Raw genomic sequence first — 16,936 nt, 5'->3', positions numbered from 1 at the left:
CAGCGATATGCGTCTTACGGTGTGATCACCAGTTGGATTCCCGCTCCGGCGTCGAGGTGATGCGGTGCACCGACAGGTCGGCGCCCTGGAACTCCTGTTCGGCGTCCAGACGCAGGCCGACCGTGGCCTTCAGCGCGCCGTAGATCGCGTAGCCGGCGGCGACGGCGATGCCCACGCCCACCAGCGTGCCGACCAGCTGGGACATGAACGACACGCCGCCGATGCCGCCCAGCTCCTTCATGCCGAAGATGCCGGCCGCGAGGCCGCCCCAGGCGCCGCACAGGCCGTGCAGCGGCCACACGCCCAGCACGTCGTCGATCTTCCACTTGTTCTGCGCCAGCGTGAACATCCACACGAACACCGCGCCGGCGACGCCGCCGGTGATCAGCGCGCCCAGGGGATGCATCAGGTCCGAGCCCGCGCACACGGCCACCAGGCCGGCCAGCGGGCCGTTGTAGGCGAAGCCGGGGTCGTTCTTGCCCATCAGGACGGCGACCAGCGTGCCGCCCACCATGGCCATCAGCGAATTGACGGCGACCAGGCCGTTCATCTTGTCCAGCGCCTGCGCGCTCATCACGTTGAAGCCGAACCAGCCCACGGTGAGGATCCAGGCGCCCAGCGCCAGGAAGGGAATCGACGATGGCGGATGGGCGGCGATGGCGCCGTTCTTCATATAGCGTCCGCGGCGCGCGCCCAGCAGCAGCACGGCCGGCAAGGCGATCCAGCCGCCCATCGCGTGCACCACGACGGAGCCGGCGAAGTCGTGGAACTCGGCGCCGAAGCTGGCCGCCAGCCATTGCTGGAAGCCGAAGCGCTGGTTCCACACCATGCCCTCGAACAGCGGGTAGACGAAGCCCACCAGCAGCGCGGTGGCCACCAGCTGGGGATGGAAGCGCGCGCGCTCGGCGATGCCGCCGGAAATGATGGCGGGAATGGCGGCCGCGAAGGTCAGCAGGAAGAAGAACTTCACCAGTTCGTAGCCGTTCTTCGCGGCCAGCACGTCGGCGCTGGAGAAGAAACTGACGCCATACGCGATGCCGTAGCCGATGAAGAAGTACGCGATGGTCGAGACGGCGAAGTCCACCAGGATCTTCACCAGCGCGTTGACCTGGTTTTTCTTGCGCACCGTGCCCAGCTCAAGGAATGCGAAACCGGCGTGCATCGCCAAAATCATGATCGCGCCAAGCAGGATGAATAGCGCGTCTGCACCAAAATTGTTCCCAGCCATACCAAACAACTCCCCAAAAGAATGCAAAATCAAAAATTGAACGATCTATAAAGCAATTTTCGTTCCAATTTAGTGCAAAACACTAAGTCAATGATTTGATTGACTTTTGATGGCGCGCATATGGAGCACCGAAATGATGCGCGCACCACTTAGGTGCGCGAATTTGGTGCAAGGCTTGAAAAAGGGGTCAGGTTCGGTATCAAAAAGAAAACCGTGAAAAAGGGGGCAGGTTCGGTATCAAAAAAAAACCGAACCTGACCCCTTTTTTGTACGCGCTTTAAATCGGGGCGCCGGGCGGGATCGTCGGCGCGGGGCGCAGCTTGACGCGGGTGGGGTCGGCTAGGTAGGCGCGGATCAGCTCCGCCGCCTGGCGCCGGCTGTCGGCGGTGACGCCCGTGCCGGGGTTCTTCGCCAGCCATTGCGCCAATTCCCTGGCCTTGCCGCGCAGTTCGGCGTCCACGCCGGCATGCAGTTGGCCGGCGTTGAGCGCGTTCAGCAGGCCGTCCAGCAGCACCCAGTTGGCGGCGATCTGCACCGCCTCGCCGCCCGCGATGGCAGCCGGCACGGGGTCGCGCTTCCAGGTCCGTCGCAGGAGCAGGTCCAGCGCCTCGCCGGCGCCAGGCTGCCGCGCGTCGCGCGCGTGCTGCCAGGCCAGGCGGTTCAGGCGCGCCGCGTCCAGCAGCAGGCCGGCGCTTTGCGCCGCTCCCGCCTCGACGGCCGAGAAGGCGTCGAACACGCTGTTCATGCGCGTTTCGAAGTATTCGCGGCCGCGTTCATAGCCTTGGGCGGGCGGCGTCAGCACGTCGAGCACGTTGGCGGGCAACGCCAGGTACTCCGCGCGCAGCGTGTCCGCCAGCCGGTCCAGGGCCTGGCGCTGGGTGGCGGCGGGAATCGCGCGCATGCCGCTTTTCGCGAGACCGGCCTTGACGTCGCCGCTGGTGGCGTATTCGAATTCGGCACCGCCCAGCAGGCGCGCCAGCGCCTCGCTCTGGTAACGCTGCAGCAGGTACACCGGCACCAGCCGCGCCTCGATCTCGCCGGCCTGGCGCTCGTTCGGCAACACGGCCAGCGAGAAGTTGTCGAGCGCGCGGCGGCGCACGGCGGTCAGCGCGTCCCAGGTCTTGAGCGAGTCCGGCCCGAAGTCCCACAGCAGGCCTTGCGGATGCACCGAGCCCGGCGAGCGGGCATCCGTGTCGCCCACGTATTCCATGCCGGCGGCGCGGGCCTCGCGGCGCAGCTGCGCCAGCGCGGCCTCCTCGTCGTCGCCGAACTGGCCGTAGACGTGCTTGACGATGTACTCGTCCCAGGGGCCGACGCCGACGCCGTAGGCGTCCCGCAGGTCGATGCCGCCCTGCGCGTCCAGCTTCAGCACGGGGTGCGGGTAGTCCATGACGGAGCCGTTGCCGTGGCGGCTGGCCGCGAAGTTGTGGGCGAAGCCCAGCGTGTGGCCGACCTCGTGCGCGGAGAGCTGGCGCAAACGGGCCAGCGCCATTTGCTCGGCCAGTTTTTGCTTGTCCGCGGCGGCGTTCACGCCGTACGGCGCCAGCAGGCTTTCGGCGATCAGGATGTCCTGGCGCACGCGCTGCGAACCCAGCGTGACGGCGCCGCGGATGATCTGGCCGGTGCGCGGGTCGGTCAGCGCGTTGCCGTAGGACCAGCCGCGCGTGGCGCGGTGCACCCAGCTGATGACGTTGTAGCGCACGTCCATCGCGTCCACGCCCTCGGGCAGCAGTTCGACGCGGTAGGCGTCCTTGAAGCCGGCCTTCTCGAAGGCGGCGGCCCACCAGCGGGCGCCGTCCAGCAGCGCCGAGCGCACCGGCTCGGGCGCGCCGCGGTCCACGTAAAAGACGATGGGCTTTTTCACCGCGCTGGCGGTGGCGTTCGGGTCGGTCTTTTCGAGGCGGTGCCGGACCTGCCAGCGCACGTCCAGGCTTTTCGCCAGCGGGGTGGCGAAGTCGTGGTAGCCGACGTCGAAGCCGCCGGAGGCGGGATGGTAGGCGCGCGGCTTGTAGCCATTGTCCGGCAGGCGCACCATGCTGATGTGCTGGCGCATGGACAGGCTGGCCGGATCGGCGGCCACCTGTTTCACGAAGTCGGCCTGGCCCGGGCCCTGGAAAGTCAGCAGGGATTCGAGTTCGATATTGTCGGGGAAGCTTTTGGCCTGATCGGCGAGGACGGCGCTGCGCCTGGCGTCCACGCTGTACGCGCCCTGCCTGGTCTGCGCCAGGCGCGCGGCCACGCCGTGCTGGTCGGCCAGCAGGAAGCTGGAGAAATCGACCAGGTGCTTGCCGCCCTCGCTGGCGATGATGTCGCCGGCCCACAGCACGGCGCTGGCGAAGGATTCGGCCACCGCCGCGCGTTCGTCGGCGTCGCGCGAGTTGGCCACGTAGCGGGTGTTGTCCTGCACCAGGAACAGGCGGTCGCCGTGCCGCTGGAAGCGCACCATTTTCACGTCGCCGGCCTGGCCGCGGTCCAGGCCGATGTCGTTGGAGCCCAGCGCGTAGGGCAAGGAGCTCAGCAGCAGGAAGGGCTGGTCCAGCGCGGCGACCGAGAGCAGCACCCTGCCCTTGGCGGCGTCGCGCCAGACGTCGATGAAGCCGGGCTGCGATTGCAGGCCGCGCGTGTGGTCGGCGAGGGTCTTGGGCGCCTCCGCGGCGATGGCGGGAACGGCGCAAAGCAGAAGGATGGACAGCACTGCGGAGTGTGGGGAGGTCATGGTCGATTCCAGGTATGGGTGGGTCGGGCAAGTCGCAACCCGCCGTGCACGCGATTCGACGGCGCATGGCGGGCTACGCCGGCAAAGCCGGCTACCCCGCCCTACATACCGCTGCTGGCGCCGGCGGCGCCCGGCACCTGCATGCCCAGCGCGCGGCTCAGGAAACCCCAGCGGTCGGACACTTCCTCGATCTGCTTGGTGGTCGGCTTGCCCGCGCCGTGGCCGGCCTTGGTGTCGATGCGGATCAGGATCGGATTGGCGCCGGCCTGCGCGGCCTGCGCTGCGGCGGCGAACTTGAAGCTGTGCGCCGGCACCACGCGGTCGTCATGGTCGGCCGTGGTGACCATGGTGGCCGGGTAGCAGGAGCCCTGCTTCAGGTTGTGCAGCGGCGAGTACTTGACCAGCGCCTTGAATTCCTCCGGATCGTCGGACGAGCCGTAGTCCGAGGTCCACGCCCAACCAATGGTGAATTTCTGGAAGCGCAGCATGTCCAGCACACCCACGGCGGGTATCGCCGCCGCGAACAGGTCCGGACGCTGCGTCATCGCCGCGCCCACCAGCAGGCCGCCGTTGCTGCCGCCGCCGATGGACAGCTTGGCCGGCGACGTGACCTTGTTCGCCACCAGCCACTCGGCCGCGCCGATGAAGTCGTCGAACACGTTCTGCTTTTGGAGCTTGGTGCCGGCCTTGTGCCAGGCTTCGCCGTATTCGCCGCCGCCGCGCAGGTTGGCCATCACGTACACGCCGCCCATTTCCACCCAGGCCAGGTTGGCCACGGAGAACGACGGCGTCAGCGAGATGTTGAAGCCGCCGTAGCCGTACAGGTAGGTTGGATTGCCGCCATCGAGCTTGATGCCCTTCTTGGAGACGATGAACATCGGCACCCTGGTGCCGTCCTTGCTGTTGTAGAAGACCTGGCGCGTCTCGAACTGGCTGGGGTCGAAGTCCACCTTGGGCTGGCGGTACACGCTGCTCTTGCCGCTCTTCATATCCAGGCGGTAGATGGTGGTGGGATTGGTGAAGCTGGTGTAGGCGTAGAAGGTAGCGGTGTCGCCGCGTTTGCCGCCGAAGCCGCCGGCCGAGCCGATGCCGGGCAGTTCCACCTCGCGCACGAAGCGCCCTTTCATGTCGAACACCTTGACCGCGCTGTGCGCGTCGCTCAGGTAGTCCACCACCAGCTGCTTGTTGATGATGTTGGCCGAGACCAGCGTCTGCTCGCCTTCCGGAATCACTTCCTTCCACTGCTCCGGCGCGGGCTTGCGCACGTCGATGGCGATGATGCGCGACTTCGGCGCGCCCTTGTCGGTGCGGAAGTAGAACACCGGCCCCTCGTTGTCGATGAATTCATAGGCCGCGTCGAAGTTCTCCAGCAGGCCCACCACCTTCGCGTCCTTGGCCTTCAAGTCCTTGTAGAACACGCGCGACTTGCGCTCCGTGCCCTGCGAGGAGGTGATGACGAGGTAGCGGCCGTCGTCCGTGACCTCGCCGCCGAAGCCCCATTCCTTCTGGTCGGGACGGTCGTAGACCAGCGTGTCCGCGCTTTGCGGCGTGCCCAGTTTGTGGAAGTACAGCTTCTGGAAGTAGTTGATGCCGGCCAGCTTGGTGGCCTCGTTCGGCTCGTCGTAGCGGCTGTAATAGAAGCCGGAACCGTCGGCCGCCCAGGCGGTGCTGGAGAACTTCACCCACTTGATGTGGTCCGTGGTGTCCTTGCCGCTGTCGATGCCGCGCACCTTGATCTCGTTCCAGTCGGAGCCGGAGGCGGCGGTGCTGTAGGCCAGGTATTTGCCGTCCGGGCTGACGGCGCTGCCGGCCAGCGCCACGGTGCCGTCGGCGGCCAGGGTGTTCGGGTCCAGCAGCACGCGCGGCGTGTCGGCCAGCGTCTTCATGGTGTAGAGCACGGCCTGGTTTTGCAGGCCGTCGTTGCGGCTGTAGAAGTAACGGCCGCCTTCCTTGTACGGCACGCTGTAGCGCTCGAAGTTCCACAGCTTGGTCAGGCGCTGCCTGATCGCCTCGCGCGCCGGAATCTGCGCCAGGTAGCCCTGGGTGACCTTGTTCTGCGCGTCGACCCACTCCTTGGTTTCGGCGCTGTTGGCGTCCTCCAGCCAGCGGTACGGATCGGCGATGGCGGTGCCGTGGTAGGTGTCCGTCTGCTCGACCTTCCTGGTCACGGGGTAGCTGATGGCGGAACCGTTGCCCGGGCAGGACTGGGCGAAAGCGGAACCGCCGAAGGCGGCGGCCAGGGCGAATATCAGGGAAGCGCGTCGTGGTTGCATAGAGGGTCGGTCTCGTCCATTCAATGTTCGTCGAATGCGCGGACTGCGCCGCGCAGCGGTCGATGATAGCGTGAGTAATACCGAATAAGAAATGTTACCGAGGCGGCCGCGTCGCGTTTTATTCGGCGTGCGCCGCGCCCCGCGCGGCCGGCGCCGGCGCGGGGTATGGCTCGACCGCCGCGTCGCCCGGCATGGCGATGGGCGGACGCCAGTTCTCCAGCCAGGCCGCCAGCTGGTCGGCGGGGATCGGGCGGCTCATGAAATAGCCCTGCCCCTGGTCGCAGCCCATGCGCATCAGCAGCCGCCACACGGCCTCGCTCTCGATGCCCTCGGCCACCACGCGCAGGCCCATGTTGTGGCCCAGGTCGATGGTCGAGCGCACGATCTTGGTGTCGCCGATGTCGTTCTCCATGTTCAGCACGAAGGACTTGTCGATCTTCAGTTCGTTCACCGGCAGGCGCTTCAGGTAGGCCAGCGAGGAATAGCCGGTGCCGAAATCGTCGATCGACAGGTCCAGCCCCATCTCGTGCAGGCGTTCCAGCGTCTGCTGCGCGCGCACCGGGTCGTCCATGATGGCGCTCTCGGTGATCTCCAGGCAGAACGCCGAGGGGCCGAGCTGGTGGCGGGCGAGGATGTCGGCGAACTTCACCGGCAGGTCCTGGTCCATCAGGTCGCGCGTGGACAGGTTGACCGAGATTTTCAGGTTGAGGCCCCGCGCCGCCAGCTCGTGGGCGAGGATGGCCGACTGTTCCATCACCCAGCGCGTCAGCACGCGGATGAAGCCGGTCTGCTCGGCGAAGGGGATGAACTGGTCGGGGAACACATTGCCGCGCTCCGGATGCGCCCAGCGCACCAGCGCCTCCGCGCCCACCGCCTTGCCGGTGCCCAGCATGATCTTGGGCTGCACGAACAGCCGGAACTCGTTGCGCTCGACCGCGTTGCGCAGCTCCGTCAGCAGCGACAGGCTTTGCTCGCTGGCCTTGTCGAAGGCCGCGTGGTACACCACCGCGCCGGCGCTGCGCTGCTTGGCCGTGTACATCGCCACCTCGGCCATGCCCAGCAGCTGCTCGCCGTCCTCGCCGTGCATCGGATAGCCGGCGATGCCCATGCCGGCGCCGATGTCCACCATCTGGTCCTCCAGCGACAGCGGCGTCTCCAGCGCGTCGAGCAGTTCTTGCGCGATCAGCTGCGCCTGTTCCAGGTCCGCGTCCGGCAGCAGCACGGCGAATTCGTCGCCGCCCAGGCGCGCCACCTGGGCCGAGGTGTGGCGGCGCTCGGCCAGCCGCAGCTGCAGCCTGGCGGCCACCTGGCGCAGCAGCGCGTCGCCGAAGCTGTGGCCCATCACGTCGTTCACGTGCTTGAAGCGGTCCAGGTCCATCATCAGCACGAACACGGAGGCTTCGCGCTTGCGCGACTCGGCGATCGAATCGTTCAAGTGCAGCAGGAACTGGGCGCGGTTCGGCAGGTTGGTCAGCGTGTCCCAGTACGCCAGCCGGCGGATCTCCTGCTCGCGCTTGGCGATCCCGTCGCGCATGCTGTCGAAGGCGTGCGCCAGCGCGCCGATCTCGTCCTCGCGCTTGAATTCGATCTGTCCCTTGTAGTCGCCCCGCTCCAGCCGCCGCGCCACCCCGGCCAGCTGGCTCAATGGCTGCGCGATGCGCTTGGCGGTGACGATGCTGACGGCGGCCGAGATCAGGATGCCGGCGATGGTCAGGCCCAACAGCCAGCGTTCCAGCCGCGCGTATTCGGCGATGGCCTCGTCGATCGAGCGCGCCAGCACCACGCTGACGTTCTGGCCCGCGTCCTCGCCGATCAGCTGGCGGCGCGCGCTGTAGCGGGTGTCGCCGATCTCCGCCTCGAAGGCGCCGTCCGCCGGCGAGGCCGGCGGACGCGCCTCCATCTGCCGCATCAGTCCCCCCGCCAGCGGCGCGCCGAGCGTGGAGGCCACCGGCAACCAGGAGCCGGCCTTGTCGCGGGTGGCGATGGTGGTCTGCAGCGCGCTGACGTCGCGCATCTCCTCGGCCAGCTGGCGGTCGATCGGGAAGGTCATCACGATCCAGCCGATGACGATGGGCGCCTTCACCGGCATCACCACCACCTGGTAGGGGTAGCGGTCGACGACGCCGATGCCGTTGGCGCCGTCCGAGGCCTCGGCCTGGTCCAGCATGCCCAGCACCAGCGCGGACAGGCCGGCCGATTGCGGCTCGCTGGTGGTGGCGGTGATCTTGCGCTCGGCGCTGACCAGCATGGAGGCCGAGGCCTTGATGCGGCGGCCGTGGTTGGCCAGCGCCGATTCGATGGTGGCGCGGTCCGCCTCCTCGTTGTTGCCGATGGCGGCCACGAAGGCGGTGTCGCGCGCCAGCAGGCGCGCGCCGAAACGCAGGCTTTGCGCGTTCTGCTCCAGCAGGCGGCGGAACACCTTGCCGCCGTTGTTCAACTCCATGGCGATGGCCGCGCGCGCGTTGCTCTCTATGCCGCGCTGGATCACCAGCAGCCCCACCACCTGCACCAGCACGATCAGCAGCAGGAACAGCGTGACGATGCGGCTTTCCAGGCTGCGGAAGTGGAAGCTGAAGCGGCGATTGAAGCGCATGGGCCCTCTACAGCGCGGCTTCCGCGGCGGGTGGCTTCATGGCCAGCCGGATGGCCGCCGTGCCCAGCGCGTCGCCCGGCTTCACGGCGAGCGCCTGTTCCACCGGCTGGCCGCCCACCATGTTGTAGTGCCAGGCCCTGAGCGTGTACTTCGCGCCCGGCGGCATGTCGATGCGCACCATGCCGCTGGCGTCGGTCTTGCCGTAGTACGGCGTGTCGACCACGCGCACATAGGCCACCATCTTGTCGTGGATGTTGCATCCCAGGACCACCACGCCGGCCTTCTCGAACACCTGCGGCGTGGCCGAGGTGCCCGAGTACAGCTTCTGGTCGAACTTGTGGGCCGGGGAAAAGGAGTAGATGTGGTGGCGCACCTTGTCGTTGTTCGGGAATTCGATGCGGCTGCCGGTCTGCACCACGGAGACCAGCGGGATGAACTTCAGGCCCTTCTGCTCGATCTCGCCCGCCCTCAGCGGCTTGGGCAGGTTCTGGCCGGGCTCGGCCTCCACGTACACCACCGCGTCCTGCAGCGGCACGCCGGCGCTGTCCGCCACCTGCACCGCGATCCCGGAGGCGTGGCAAGCGTTGGCCAGCATGCTCAGCAGAAAAACGGCGGAACGTGGACAAATAAACATGGGCATCGGCTTGGTGGTTGGCGGGGGCATGGAATCCCTATTCTAGCGCTTGGCTCCGGATTCCCGGAAATAGTTTCCCCCGTTTTTGTTGCCGTGGATCACTACGCGTTTCATTAAGCTGTCACATTTGGCTATTAAGATGACAGTGTGTCCATCCAACCAAGTTCCTATCGTGAATAACGTGGCCTACCTGCGCCGCCCAGCCCCCGTTCCTGCCCCCATGAACGACGCCGATGACAACCTGCGCAACCAGCTGCACGACATCATCGCCCGCCGCCAGTTGAGCGCCCTATTCCAGCCCATCGTCCATTTGCAGAGCGGCGCCATCATCGCCTACGAGGGGCTGATACGCGGCCCCTCCGACAGCCCGCTGCACTCGCCGCTGAACCTGTTCAAGGCCGCGCGCGCCTGCAACCTGACGGTGGAGGTGGAGCACCTGTGCCGCCGCGTGGTGCTGGAGCGCTTCGCCGAACTGGCGCTGCCGGGCAAGCTGTTCCTCAACGTCAGCCCCGAATGCCTGCTGCTGCAGCGCGACGGCGCGCGCGGCGAAACCTTGCAATACATACACCAGATCGGCATCAACCCCGAGCGCGTGATCATCGAACTGACCGAGAACCAGCCGACCTATGATTACGAGCTGATGCGCGAGGCGGTGATGCATTACCGCAACATGGGCTTCAGGATCGCCATCGACGACCTGGGCGAGGGTTTCTCCAGCCTGCGCCTGTGGTCCGAGCTGCGCCCCGAGTACGTGAAGATCGACATGCACTTCATCCAGGGCATCAACCAGGACCCGGTGAAGCTGCAGTTCGTGCGCTCGATCCAGGAAATCGCCGACCAGTCGGACACGCTGGTCATCGCGGAAGGCATCGAGACGCAGGCCGAACTGCTGGTGCTGCGCGACCTGGGCGTGGCCTACGGCCAGGGCTACCACCTGGGCCGCCCCCACGGCACGCCCGCCAAGGCGCTGCCGGCCGAAGTGGCCAAGGCGCTCAGCCGCAATGGCGTCGCCGTCTACCCGCAGCGCAGCACGGAGCAGAACAACGTGAGTATCCAGAAGTTGCTGCATGAAGTGGCGACGGTGTCGTCGAGCATGAACAACAACGACGTGTACGACATCTTCATGCGCGACCCGAAGCTGATGATCATCCCCGTGGTGGACGACGGCGTGCCGCTCGGCCTGATCAGCCGCTTCGAGATGATCGACCACTTCGCCCGCCCCTACCAGCGCGAACTGTACGGGCGCAAGTCCTGCCGGCAGTTCATGGACGCCAAGCCGCTGGTCGCCGACATCAGCACCGGCCTGCAGGAGCTGTCGTTCCGCATGGCCGCGTCGGACGCGCACCACCTGTTCAACGGTTTCATCATCACGGAACAGGGCCGCTACGCCGGCATGGGCACGGGCCACGACCTGATGCGCGAGATCACGCAGATGCAGATCAACGCGGCGCGCTACGCCAATCCGCTGACGCAGCTGCCGGGCAACGTGCCGATCAACGAGCACATCGACCGCTTGCTGGAGAGCGGCGCGCGGTTCTGGGTGTGCTACTGCGACCTGGACCACTTCAAGCCCTTCAACGACGTCTACGGCTACCGCCGCGGCGACGACATCATCCAGATGACGGGCCGCGTGCTGGCCGCCCACTGCGACCCGGACCGCGATTTCATCGGCCACATCGGCGGCGACGATTTCATGATCCTGTTCCAGAGCGAGGACTGGGAGGCGCGCTGCCGCGCCGTGCTGGACGAGTTCGGCGCCAACGTGTTGGAATACTACAGCCTGGAGGACCGCGAACGCGGCGGCTACATCAGCGAGGACCGGCAGGGCAAGAAAGTGTTTTACTCGCTGATGAGCCTGTCGCTGGGGACCATCCGGGTCGAGCCGCAGCAGTATTACTCCCACCACCAGATCGCCGCGCTGGCCACGGACGCCAAGAAACAGGCGAAGAAAATCCACGGCAACAGCCTGTTCATCGACCGCCGCCAAGCCGGCTGATCCGGACGCCGCGCCGCGCGCCGGCGCGCATAAGTTAGTGCAACTACTTATTGCGAATAAGCATTCTTCAGTATAGAGTACAAACTTGCAAGTAAAGCTGGCTCGCTCGGACCGAGCCGCCCGCGTTCCACTCGGTCCGTCTCGATTCCCGCCGTTTCCCTATCGATCCACTCTGCCGCGCCATGTCCGCGCCGTACCGGCACGTCCGTGCAGAGGCCGACGCATGAGAAGACCAGAATGAAGCTCAACAACCTGAAGATCGGGGCCCGCATGGGCATAGGATTCGGCATCGTGATGCTGATGATGGCCGTGCTGATCGGCACCAGCCTGGCCAGGATGGCCGTCATCAACGGCGCGCTGGTCGACATCGTCGACGACAACAACGTCAAATTCGAGGCCGCCAGCGACATGCGCGACGCCCAGCGCCGCGCCGCCATCGCGGTGCGCGGCATCGTGCTGGACGCGGAACCGGACGTGAAGGCGGAGCAAGGGCGTGTGCTCCAGCAGGCCTTCGCCGACTACGAAGCCGCGGCGGGCCGGCTGGAGGCCAGGTTGGATACCGACACCGGCAAGGCCATCTTCGCCCGCATCGCCACCGCGCGCGCCGCCGCGGCCGCGCCGTTTGAACGGGTGCGCCAGCTTGGCTTGGCCGGCAATGCCGCCGAGAGCGCGGAGACGCTGGCCAAGATGCGGCCGACCGTCGCGGCATGGCAGCAGGCGATCCAGGAAATAATGGAATTCCAGGCCAAGGGCAACGCCAAAAGCAAGGCCGACGCGCAGCAGGCATACGACTCGTCGCGCCTGGTCCTGTTCACCCTGGGCGCCGGCGTGCTGGCGGTCAGCATGGCGATCGCGGTGCTGACGACGCGCGCCATCACCGGCCCGATGAACGAGGCGGTGCGCATCGCGCAGACGGTGGCGCGGGGCGACCTGAGCAGCACGATCGAGGTGCGCTCCACCGACGAAACCGGCCAGCTGCTGCAGGCGCTCAAGGAGATGAACGCCAGCCTGCACAAGATCGTCGGCGACGTGCGCGAAGGCACGGAAACCATCGCCACGGCCTCCAGCCAGATCGCCTCCGGCAACCTGGACCTGTCGGCCCGCACCGAGGAGCAGGCCAGCTCGCTGGAGGAAACCGCCTCCTCGATAGAGGAGCTGACCTCGACCGTGAAGCAGAACGGCGACAACGCGCGCCAGGCCAACCAGCTGGCGGAATCGGCTTCCCGCATCGCGCAGCGCGGCGGCGCGGTGGTGTCCGAGGTGGTGAGCACCATGGGCGAGATCAACGATTCGGCCAAGCGCATCGTCGACATCATCGGCGTCATCGACGGCATCGCCTTCCAGACCAATATCCTGGCGCTGAACGCCGCGGTGGAGGCGGCGCGCGCGGGTGAACAGGGCCGCGGCTTCGCCGTCGTCGCCAGCGAGGTGCGCAACCTGGCGCAGCGCTGCGCCAGCGCCGCCAAGGACATCAAGCAGTTGATCGGGGTGTCGGTCGAACGGGTCGACGCGGGCAGCAAGCTGGTGGAACAGGCCGGGGCGACCATGCGGGAAATCGTGGACAGCGTGCGCCGCGTGACCGACATCATGGGCGACATCAGCGCCGCCGGCCATGAGCAGGAGGCCGGCATCGAGCAGATCAACCAGGCGGTGACGGAGATGGACGCGGTGACGCAGCAGAACGCCGCGCTGGTGGAGCAATCGGCGGCAGCGGCCGAATCGCTGCAGGGGCAGGCCAACAAGCTGACGGAATTGGTGAGCGTGTTCAAGCTGGCGGCGCCGGCCGAGGCGCGCGTGCTGGCGCTGCGGCCGGGCGCCGGCCAGCACGCGCCGGCGCACACTTCGCCTGAGGCGCTGCCCGCGCTGAGGAAGGTCGGCTAGGCGCCCAGGCTACACGCTTGCCGGCCGGCCTTTCGGGCCGCAGGCGTAGACCGCCATCGCCAGCACCGTCAGGCACCACACGATCAGCGCGCCTGACGGCAGGTCGTACATGGTGGACAGCACCAGCCCCGCCGCGTAGCCGCCCGCGCCGATCAGATAGGCCAGCGGCAAGCGCCACTTCGCATAGTGGCGCACCGCCAGCGCCGGCACGATCAGGCTGGTGAACACCAGGTACACGCCCACCAGTTGCACGGACGCCGTCACCGCCAGCGCGAACAGCAGGTAGAACGGCAGCCGTCCCAGGCGGCCGTGCAGCAGGTACAGCGCCAGGCAGATCGCCCCGGTCACGAGCGCGGGCAGCAGCAGCTGGCTGTAGCGCACCCACAGGATTTGCCCGGCCAGCAGGTCCTGCAAATGCTCGCCGCCGTGCGGATCGTGCGCCACCAGCAGCAGGCCGGCCGTCGCGGCCAGGATGAACATCACGCCGATCTGCGCCTCCTGCACCTCGGGCCAACGCTTCTCGGTCCAGGTCAGCAGCAGCGCGCCCAGCACGGCGGCCACCGCCGCCGCGCCCTGCACCGCCCAGCCTTGCGGATCGAGGTCGCCCACGCCCGCGATGATCACGCCCAGCGCGGCGATCTGCGCGATCGCGAGATCGATGAACACGATGCCCCGCTTGAGCACTTGCGCGCCCAGCGGAATATGCGTGAGCAGCACCAGCAGGCCCGCCGCGAAGGCGGGCAGGATGATGGTGAGGTCCAGGCCGTTGTCCATGCTTCGCCGTCCTTATCTGTTCGCGTCCAGCAGGCGCTGCACGGTGGTGTCGAAGAACGCGAACAGGTCCTGGCTCTTGTCGTCGGCGCCCACGGTGAACGGCAGCTGCACCGCCGGGATCTTCGCGCGCTCGGCCAGCCATTGCGACGCGCGGCCGTCCTGGTAGGCCGCGCGCAGCACCATTTTCGCCGGCTGGCGCTGCAGCGACGCGAGCAACTCGTTCAGGTGCGCCGCGCTGGGCTCCACGCCGGGCTTGGGTTCCAGCGTGCCCACCTGGCGCATGCCCAGCCAGCCCAGCAGGTACTCCATGTTCTTGTGGTGCTCGACGACCTGCACGCCCTTCAGCGGCGCGGCCATCTTTTCCCATTTGGCGATGGCGGCCGACCAGCGCGCCGCGAAGTCCTTCTGGCGCGCGTCGTAATAGGCGGCGTTGGCCGGGTCCAGTTCGGCCAGGCGTTTGGACAGGCCCGCCGCCACCAGCGCGATGTTGCGCGGGTTCTGCTGGATGTGCGGGTTGCCGGCGGCGTGGACGTCGCCCTCGCTGCGGTCCACCCGCCCCGGCACGTCCAAACGCGGCACCAGCGGACCGGCCAGGAACTGGCCGGGCTGGCCTTCGGCGATCTTGCCGTTGCCGGACTGCTGTATCAGCACCGGCAGCCAGCCCACTTCCAGTTCCAGGCCGGTGCACACCAGCAGGTTGGCGTTGCGGGTGCGCGCGATCAGGCTGGGACGGGCCTCGACGCGGTGCGGGTCCTGCAGCGCCGTGGTGGCGCTGGAGACCTTGACCTTGTCGCCACCCAGTTCCCTGGTCAGCGCTTCCCATTCGGGTTCGCAGGCCAGCACATTGAGCGCGGCGTGCGCGGGCGCCGGTGCGGCAACCGCCGCCGCCGCGGCCAGCAGGACGGCGACGAACAGATTTTGCTTGATATTGAGTTTGAAATTGAGCTTTGAACGCATGGCGGCTCTCCTTAGAAGGCGTGGGCGCTGTGCGTGCCCAGGCTCATGATGTATTGCAGGAAGACCTGGTTGTCCGTCACGCCGGGACGCGATTTGTCCTGCGCGAACTGCAGGCGCAGGCGGGAGAACTCGGACGGGCTGTAATCGACCATCAGGCTGGTCTTGCGCGGGGCGTAGCCTTCCAGGATGGGGAAGCTGGCGGCGGTCAGCGTGCCATCCTCGACCAGCCCGATGTTGCGCGCGCCGCTGCGCAGGCGCTCGTGGCGCAGGCCCGCGCGCCAGTTCGGCATGAACTGGTACACGCCCTGCGCATACCAGCCGGACTGCTTGCCCGTGTAGGCGCCGCCGAGCGGGCCGGTGTCCGCGCCGGCCAGGTCGTAGTCCAGCGTGCCCGTGTCCTTGCTGCGGAAGTATTCGCCCTGCAGCTTGAAGTTGGTGACGGTGGCGTTGCCGTTCGGCGCCCATTTCCAGATGGCGTCCGCGATGAAGGTGCTGGTCTTGCCGGTGAAGGCGTTGGCGATGTCGCCGTCGTCGAAACCGCGCTCCTGCGAGCGGCTGCGCAGGAAGGAGGCGCCGACACGGTAGCTGGACGAGTCGCCGATGTCGTCGCCCAAGTGCGCGTAGGCGGCGAGGGAATTGCCGCCGTTCTTGTTGCGCGCGGTGCCGGGGAAGTTGGCGCCGTTGCCCGCTTCCACGCCGAATTCGAGGAACTGGTCCAGCGGCGCCAGCCACTTGGCTTGCACGCCGTCCTGCTTGTACTGGCCGCCGAGGAAGGCCTGGTAGGCCAGCGGCGCGTCGACGAAGTCCCAGGTGTGCGAGTGCTGGCTGTTCAGGTAGCCGATGGACGACAGGAAGCGGCCGGCCTTCACGTTCAGGCCCTTGCCCAGGTCGCGGGTCTGGATGAAGGCCTCCTCCACCTCGGCCTCGTTCTCCGGCGTCAGCGCGAAGGTCAGCTGGCCGAAGAACTTGGGATCGATGTTGGCGCGCATGGTGATTTCGGATTCGCCCAGGCTGAAGCCGCGCGAGCCGGGACCGACCTCGCCGCCGGGCGGCACGAAGCCTTGCAGGCGGTATTGTTCAGGGTCCTGCTTCAGGTTCTGCAGGGTGCCGCCGAGGATGACGGCGATGTCCGGGTTGAAGATATTGCTGGCGGCGCTGGCGACCGGCGCGGCGACCGGCGCGGCCGCCGGCGCGCTGGACGCGGAGGCGACAGGGGCGGCGGCGGCGCTGGCCACTTGGGCAGCGCTGGTGGCGGCCCTGGCCTCGTCTTGCGCGGCGGCGGTGGCGGCCTGCGCCTGGGCCAGGCGCTGTTCCAGCGCCAGCATGCGCGACTCGTACGATTCCTTCATCTGGCGGATCTGCTCGCGGATCTCGGCCAGTTCCTTGTTTTCCGCCGCCGACGCCATGGGCGCGGCAAATGCGGCGGCCAGCGCCGCCACGATTACGCTCTTGTTCAACATTTCTATTCCTGTGCAATGAGATTGGGGCCGGACATAGGCCAACCGCCGCCTGGGAAAAGGCGGAACGGTTCCTTCGGTTCAATGGATCAGGCGAATTGCGGGGGAGCGCGGGACTGGAAGACGCACACGGTGCGCTGGCAGGCCAGCGGCGTGTCCGTGACGACGGAGACCGGCGCGGCGTGGCTGGCGACCGGGAAGGTGTAGGAAGGCGTGTCGAGCGCGGCGGCGATCTGCGCGAAGGCCAGGCACTGTTCGCAGTTCTGGTCCAGCGCCAGGGTCCTGGAGGCGCTGGTGTCGCGATCCTGGAGCTGCTGGCGCTGTTGCTGGCCGCCGCCGTTGCGGATGTCGGAGAGGTGCGATACCGCGTGCGTGATCCCCATCTGCTGGGACAACACCAGCAGAAGCGAAAGCAAGCCATATACGA

Annotated in this window: 11 protein-coding genes; 2 read left to right on the top strand and 9 right to left on the bottom strand. The window is 67.3% G+C overall.

The window, feature by feature from the left end:
* Positions 1–25: 25 nt before the first annotated feature.
* The 5 genes from BM436_RS07495 to BM436_RS07475 form a co-directional block, all read right to left on the bottom strand.
* Positions 26–1,228, bottom strand: coding sequence for an ammonium transporter (locus tag BM436_RS07495; RefSeq protein ID WP_093554892.1), 1,203 nt, complete (start codon positions 1,226–1,228; stop codon positions 26–28).
* Positions 1,229–1,505: 277 nt separating this feature from the next.
* Complete coding sequence (locus BM436_RS07490) at positions 1,506–3,944, bottom strand: zinc-dependent metalloprotease (RefSeq protein ID WP_093554891.1); 2,439 nt, start codon at positions 3,942–3,944, stop codon at positions 1,506–1,508.
* Positions 3,945–4,045: 101 nt separating this feature from the next.
* Positions 4,046–6,217: a prolyl oligopeptidase family serine peptidase gene (locus tag BM436_RS07485; protein WP_093554890.1), complete on the bottom strand. Its 2,172-nt coding sequence runs from the start codon at positions 6,215–6,217 to the stop codon at positions 4,046–4,048.
* A 118-nt stretch (positions 6,218–6,335) separates the two neighbouring features.
* Complete coding sequence (locus BM436_RS07480) at positions 6,336–8,810, bottom strand: putative bifunctional diguanylate cyclase/phosphodiesterase (protein ID WP_093554889.1); 2,475 nt, start codon at positions 8,808–8,810, stop codon at positions 6,336–6,338.
* Positions 8,811–8,817: 7 nt separating this feature from the next.
* Positions 8,818–9,444 (bottom strand): methylamine utilization protein, encoded by a 627-nt coding sequence (locus BM436_RS07475; RefSeq protein WP_229489555.1) that lies wholly within the window; start codon positions 9,442–9,444, stop codon positions 8,818–8,820.
* Between the two features lie 220 nt (positions 9,445–9,664).
* Here BM436_RS07475 and BM436_RS07470 point away from each other — a divergent pair, with 220 nt between their 5' ends.
* Both BM436_RS07470 and BM436_RS07465 read left to right on the top strand, forming a co-directional pair.
* Positions 9,665–11,440, top strand: coding sequence for a GGDEF domain-containing protein (locus tag BM436_RS07470; RefSeq protein ID WP_229489547.1), 1,776 nt, complete (start codon positions 9,665–9,667; stop codon positions 11,438–11,440).
* 237 nt (positions 11,441–11,677) lie between these two features.
* Entirely contained in the window at positions 11,678–13,321 is a 1,644-nt protein-coding gene (locus BM436_RS07465) for a methyl-accepting chemotaxis protein (protein WP_093554886.1), read from the top strand.
* 9 nt (positions 13,322–13,330) lie between these two features.
* Here the strand turns inward: BM436_RS07465 and BM436_RS07460 are convergent, their stop codons facing one another.
* The 4 genes from BM436_RS07460 to BM436_RS07445 all read right to left on the bottom strand — a co-directional run bounded on the left by BM436_RS07460 (position 13,331) and on the right by BM436_RS07445 (position 16,925).
* Complete coding sequence (locus BM436_RS07460) at positions 13,331–14,095, bottom strand: metal ABC transporter permease (protein ID WP_093554885.1); 765 nt, start codon at positions 14,093–14,095, stop codon at positions 13,331–13,333.
* A gap of 12 nt (positions 14,096–14,107) precedes the next feature.
* Complete coding sequence (locus tag BM436_RS07455) at positions 14,108–15,052, bottom strand: metal ABC transporter substrate-binding protein (RefSeq protein ID WP_093554884.1); 945 nt, start codon at positions 15,050–15,052, stop codon at positions 14,108–14,110.
* An 11-nt stretch (positions 15,053–15,063) separates the two neighbouring features.
* Positions 15,064–16,512 carry a putative porin gene (locus BM436_RS07450; RefSeq protein WP_093554883.1) on the bottom strand — a complete coding sequence of 483 codons (1,449 nt, stop codon included), beginning with the start codon at positions 16,510–16,512 and terminating at the stop codon, positions 15,064–15,066.
* An 86-nt stretch (positions 16,513–16,598) separates the two neighbouring features.
* Positions 16,599–16,925: a hypothetical protein gene (locus BM436_RS07445; RefSeq protein WP_229489540.1), complete on the bottom strand. Its 327-nt coding sequence runs from the start codon at positions 16,923–16,925 to the stop codon at positions 16,599–16,601.
* Positions 16,926–16,936 lie beyond the last annotated feature (11 nt).

The organism is Pseudoduganella namucuonensis, assembly GCF_900116645.1.
Lineage (GTDB): Bacteria > Pseudomonadota > Gammaproteobacteria > Burkholderiales > Burkholderiaceae_D > Rugamonas > Rugamonas namucuonensis.
The sequence above is the reverse complement of the archived record's forward strand: the minus strand, read 5'-3'. Positions and strand labels throughout refer to the sequence as shown.